Genomic DNA, 4,396 nt, shown 5'->3' with positions numbered 1-4,396 from the left:
CGGCCTGGCGGTGCTGTCGCGCTGCCCGGCCGCTGAGGCGGTGCTTGTCGAACGCGCGCCGGAAATGGCGGCCTTCGCGGCAGCCACCCTTGCCCATCCCGGCAATGCCCATCTGAGCGATCGCGCCTCCGTGCTGGTCGCCGATGTCACCGTATCGGGCCGGGCGCGGGCGGCCGCCGGCCTCGCCGACAATGATTTCGACTTCGTCATCATGAACCCGCCCTTCAACGCTCCCCGGGACCGCGCCTCCCCCGATCGCCTCAGAAAAGAGGCCCATGTCATGGAGGACGGGGTGTTCGAGAGCTGGATCCGCAGTGCGGCGGCGGTGGTCAGGCCGCGCGGCGGGCTTGCCGTGATCGCCCGCCCCGAACAGCTCGGCGCCATTCTCGATGCGATCGCAGGGCGCTTCGGCGATGCCGAAATGCTCGCCGTCCACCCTCGCCCAGACGCCGCGGCAATCCGCATCGTTGTGCGGGCAGCGCTCGGGGCACGGGGAAAGCTTGCCATCCGCCCGCCCCTGATGCTGCACGCGCAATCAGGCAACGGCCCTGACGAGCGCAGCGAAATGATTACCAACGGCCTCGCCTCGCTGTTTGGAGATTGAGCTATTCTGCCTGGCCACATTGCCGTTGGCCGGGAAATCCCTACATGCCTGCAACCTATCGACCGGAGACCGCGCCCTCGTGAAACGCCTTATCAACCGCCTGCTGCCGAAATCCTGGCGCTCCACCGTCGTCACAATTCCGGTCATCCGGCTGCACGGCACCATCATGGCAGGCGGTGGCCAGTTCCGGCCGAGCCTGTCGCTGGCCTCCACCGCTGGCCTCATTGAGAAGGCGTTTTCCTACGACGCCCCGGCAGTCGCCATCTCGATCAATTCGCCCGGCGGCTCGCCGGTGCAGTCGCGGCTGATCTTCAAGCGCATCCGTGACCTGGCCACGGAAAAGAACAGAAAGGTACTGGTCTTCGTCGAAGACGTGGCGGCGTCGGGTGGCTACATGATCGCGGTTGCCGGTGATGAGATCTTCGCCGACCCATCCTCCATCGTCGGGTCGATCGGCGTGGTCTCGGCTTCGTTCGGCTTCCCGGAACTGATGAAGAAGATCGGCATCGAGCGACGCGTCCACACCGCCGGCCAGAACAAGGCGGTGCTCGACCCGTTCAAGCCCGAGAAAAAGGAAGATGTCGAGCGGCTGAAGGCGCTGCAGCTCGAGGTGCACGGCACGTTCATCGACCTCGTCAAGGAGCGGCGCGGCGCGAAACTGAAAGACGACCCGGACCTGTTCACCGGCCTGTTCTGGACCGGCATCAAGGGCCTTGAACTCGGCCTGGTCGATGCGCTCGGCGACATGCGCACGGTGCTCAAGACCCGTTTCGGGGCGAAAACCCAGCTCAGGCTGATCACGACACCGCGCGGTTTCCTCAGCCGCTTCGGCCTGTTTGGCTCAAGCAAGGGCTTTTCAGCGCCCGAGATCGCAGGCGCTGCCGCCAGCGGCCTGATCGATGCGGCGGAAGAGCGCGCATTGTGGTCTCGCTTCGAGCTTTGAAAACCCGGCAAAAGCGTCTAGCATGAGAGCTTAACCGACCCGACCGGCCACCTTCGCCGGCCCAGCGTGGGAGGAGTTTTGGTATGCCGCAGATCATTTTCTTCACCGTCGTTGGCGTCGCCGCCTATTTCGGCTACCGCACCTTCATCCGCGAAGCCGAACGCGTGACCGCCAAGGTGCGGCGTACCGAAAAGCAGACGGCCAACGGCGCGATGGGCACTTTGGTCAAGGATCCGAAGACCGGCGAGTACCGGCTGGCCAAGGACTGAGCACCATTTCGCAGACCATTGTGGACACCGACATCGGGTCGCGTAGCTGGCACGCGCACGCCAAGATCAATCTTGCGCTGCATGTCACCGGCAGGCGCCCTGACGGCTATCATCTGATCGAGAGCCTGGCGGTGTTCACGCGGTTTGGCGACAGGGTCGAAATCGCGCCTGCCGACAGCGATGAATTTACCGTGTCCGGCCGCTACGCCCCGGCGGTTCCTCTCGACGCCAGCAATCTGGTGCCTAGGGCGCGCGATGCCCTGCGACAGGCGGTCGGGCACGAGAGAACACCGCCGGTCGCTATCCGGCTGGAAAAGAACCTGCCGGTCGCCTCCGGCGTCGGCGGCGGTTCGAGCGACGCGGCGACCGTGCTGCGCGGGCTGGTGGAGACATGGGGCCTGGATATAGACGGCGCAGAGCTGGCGCGGATCGGCCTCTCGCTCGGCGCCGATGTGCCGATGTGCCTGGCGGCCAGACCTCTGGTCGCGCGCGGCATCGGAGATGAACTGTCGATGGTGCCGGATTTTTCGGCGCTTGGCCTGGTGCTGGTCAATCCGGGCACCCCGGTCTCGACGGCGGACGTCTTTGCGGCGCTTTCCCGGCGCGACAATGAGGCCTTGCCGCCGCTGCCGCGCAGCATCGATTTTCATAGCCTGCGCAACTGGCTGGAGATCACCCGCAACGACCTCGAGCCCGCCGCGCTGGCGATGCAGCCGGCTATCGGCAGGGCGCTTTCCTGGCTGAACAAGGCCGGATCCGGTTTTTCACGGATGTCCGGGTCCGGCGCCACCTGCTTCGGCCTGTTCGAGACCGGCAATGTCGCCAAGCGCGCCGCCGCCGAAATCCGCGGCCGCCAGCCCGACTGGTTCGTCGCGGCGACGCGCAGCATCGCATCGGAGGTATCTGATGGCCAGAATTGACGAGAGCCGCTCCTTCATTCCCGTGCGCATCGCGGTGCTGACCGTTTCAGATACGCGCAGCCTCGCCGACGACAAATCCGGCCAGACGCTGGCCGACCGCATCACCGAGGCCGGCCATATGCTGGCGGCCCGCGATATCGTCACCGACGATCGGGAAAAAATCCGCGACACGGTTCTGGCGTGGTCGCGGGACAAGAATATCGATGTCGTCATCACCACCGGCGGCACCGGTTTCACCGGCCGTGACGTGACGCCGGACGCGCTGGAGCCGATCTTCGAAAAGCGCATGGATGGCTTTTCGGAAGTGTTCCACCGGATCTCCTACGACAAGATCGGCACCTCGACGATCCAGAGCCGGGCGACCGGCGGCGTCGTCAACGCCACCTTCGTCTTCGTGCTGCCGGGTTCGCCAGGCGCCTGCAAGGACGCGTGGGACGGCATCCTGAAGGCACAGCTCGACTACCGGCATATGCCGTGCAACTTCGTCGAGATCATGCCGCGCCTGGACGAGCATTTGCGGCGCGGCAAATCAGCTCCGTAAAGCCGAGGCAAGCGTCGCTCTCAGCGGATGACCGGCTCGCCATGAAACCGCCGGCGCGACGGCGGCGAGACGCCGAAGCCGACTTCCATCATCAGTCGGGGCGTGCGTGCCGGCACGGTGCCCATATGGAAGCCAAAAGGGTCCTCGACGAAACCGAGACCGGCCTCGCCGGTCAGCGTCACCGGGCTCTGCTCGCCATAGACATCCAGGACCTGTTGCGCGGGGTGGCCAACCAGAAGCGTGAGCTGGTGCTTGAGGCTGCGGCGCTTGTGGCTGCCCCTGACATAGACATGCGGACCGGTGTCGGCGTCGACCGGCTTGAGGTAGAAGAAGAATTTCAGCATGCGCCAATCATCGAGGTCGAAATGATACTTGCCGAGCGAGGCGAGGTTCTTGTCGGCATCCGAAGCGGCACCGGTTAGAAAACTCCACCAGACGCGCGTCGTGATCAGTTTTGCCTGGCCGCCGAGATAGTGCGCGGCAATATCCAGAAGCAGCGGATCGCGCTGGATGGCAAGCGCCGCCGGGCAGTCGAGGATGCGCTCGAAAAAATGCCCGCTGAGCAGCGAGCGGCCAAGGCGTTTCTCGGCCTCGGCATGTTCCCCCGGCATGAATTCGAGACGGCGGTCGAAATTGCCGAAGCAAGGCGTGCGCCCGGCGAAGTCGGCGATCTCTTCATGGATATCAGGCGGCAGGACCAAGCCTGAGAACAGCCCGTCGGAGCGCAACGCATCGACGACCGCTCCCCGTTCGACACCGGCAAACATCGTATCCCCGGCATTGGCGACCGGGCGGGCGCGTTTTGCGCCCAGCCAATGCATGCGGCGTCCAGGCATTGTGCGCGCCAGCACGAACATCGGCAGCCAGGCGGGGTTTTCGCGCAGGTCCTTGAGATAGGTCGGAATGCGCACCGCGATGCGTCGCAACAGACTGCCGTCGCGCGCAATAGCCTCGAGACTGGCCGCGCCGGATGTGTCGGGGGTTGAAAGCTTCATTGGGTCCTCGGCTATGAGAGCACCACCGATGCCGCATCGGTGCTCGCCACTCGGCATGTCCCAAACCCAATTCCCGCTTGAACGGACGCTAACCCCGCGTCAGATTTTGTGCAATGCACAATGG

General features: G+C 64.9%; 6 protein-coding genes. 5 read left to right on the top strand and 1 reads right to left on the bottom strand.

All coding sequences use genetic code 11. From position 1 onward, the window contains the following. The 5 genes from EN994_RS19670 to moaB form a co-directional block, all read left to right on the top strand. A partial coding sequence (locus EN994_RS19670; protein WP_127307737.1) for a methyltransferase occupies positions 1-604 on the top strand: 604 nt, incomplete at its 5' end. A 79-nt stretch (positions 605-683) separates the two neighbouring features. After that, a complete protein-coding gene (locus EN994_RS19665; protein ID WP_027164178.1) occupies positions 684-1,547 on the top strand; it encodes a S49 family peptidase in 864 nt (287 codons plus the stop codon). 83 nt (positions 1,548-1,630) lie between these two features. After that, on the top strand, positions 1,631-1,816 hold the full coding sequence (locus tag EN994_RS19660) for a membrane protein (protein WP_027164179.1): 186 nt from the start codon (positions 1,631-1,633) through the stop codon (positions 1,814-1,816). A gap of 20 nt (positions 1,817-1,836) precedes the next feature. Then, positions 1,837-2,736 carry a 4-(cytidine 5'-diphospho)-2-C-methyl-D-erythritol kinase gene (locus EN994_RS19655; protein WP_063167651.1) on the top strand — a complete coding sequence of 300 codons (900 nt, stop codon included), beginning with the start codon at positions 1,837-1,839 and terminating at the stop codon, positions 2,734-2,736. Next, positions 2,723-3,277 carry a molybdenum cofactor biosynthesis protein B gene (gene moaB, locus EN994_RS19650; RefSeq protein ID WP_024502637.1) on the top strand — a complete coding sequence of 185 codons (555 nt, stop codon included), beginning with the start codon at positions 2,723-2,725 and terminating at the stop codon, positions 3,275-3,277. Before EN994_RS19655 ends, moaB begins: the two co-directional genes overlap by 14 nt. A 20-nt stretch (positions 3,278-3,297) precedes the next feature. Here moaB and EN994_RS19645 read toward each other — a convergent pair whose 3' ends face one another. Next, positions 3,298-4,272: a hypothetical protein gene (locus EN994_RS19645; RefSeq protein ID WP_063167650.1), complete on the bottom strand. Its 975-nt coding sequence runs from the start codon at positions 4,270-4,272 to the stop codon at positions 3,298-3,300. Between the last annotated feature and the right edge of the window lie 124 nt (positions 4,273-4,396).

The organism is Mesorhizobium sp. M7A.F.Ca.CA.002.09.1.1 (assembly GCF_003998555.1).
Classification (GTDB): Bacteria; Pseudomonadota; Alphaproteobacteria; order Rhizobiales; family Rhizobiaceae; genus Mesorhizobium; species Mesorhizobium ciceri.
Note: the sequence above shows the minus strand (reverse complement) of the source record. Positions and strands in the feature narration are given on the sequence as shown.

Bases quoted from the DNA above. Each gene is read 5' to 3' on its own strand.
- moaB (WP_024502637.1), top strand. From the start codon at position 2,723: ATGGCCAGAATTGACGAGAGCCGCTCCTTCATTCCCGTGCGCATCGCG.
- EN994_RS19660 (WP_027164179.1), top strand. From the start codon at position 1,631: ATGCCGCAGATCATTTTCTTCACCGTCGTTGGCGTCGCCGCCTATTTC.
- EN994_RS19645 (WP_063167650.1), bottom strand. From the start codon at position 4,272: ATGAAGCTTTCAACCCCCGACACATCCGGCGCGGCCAGTCTCGAGGCT.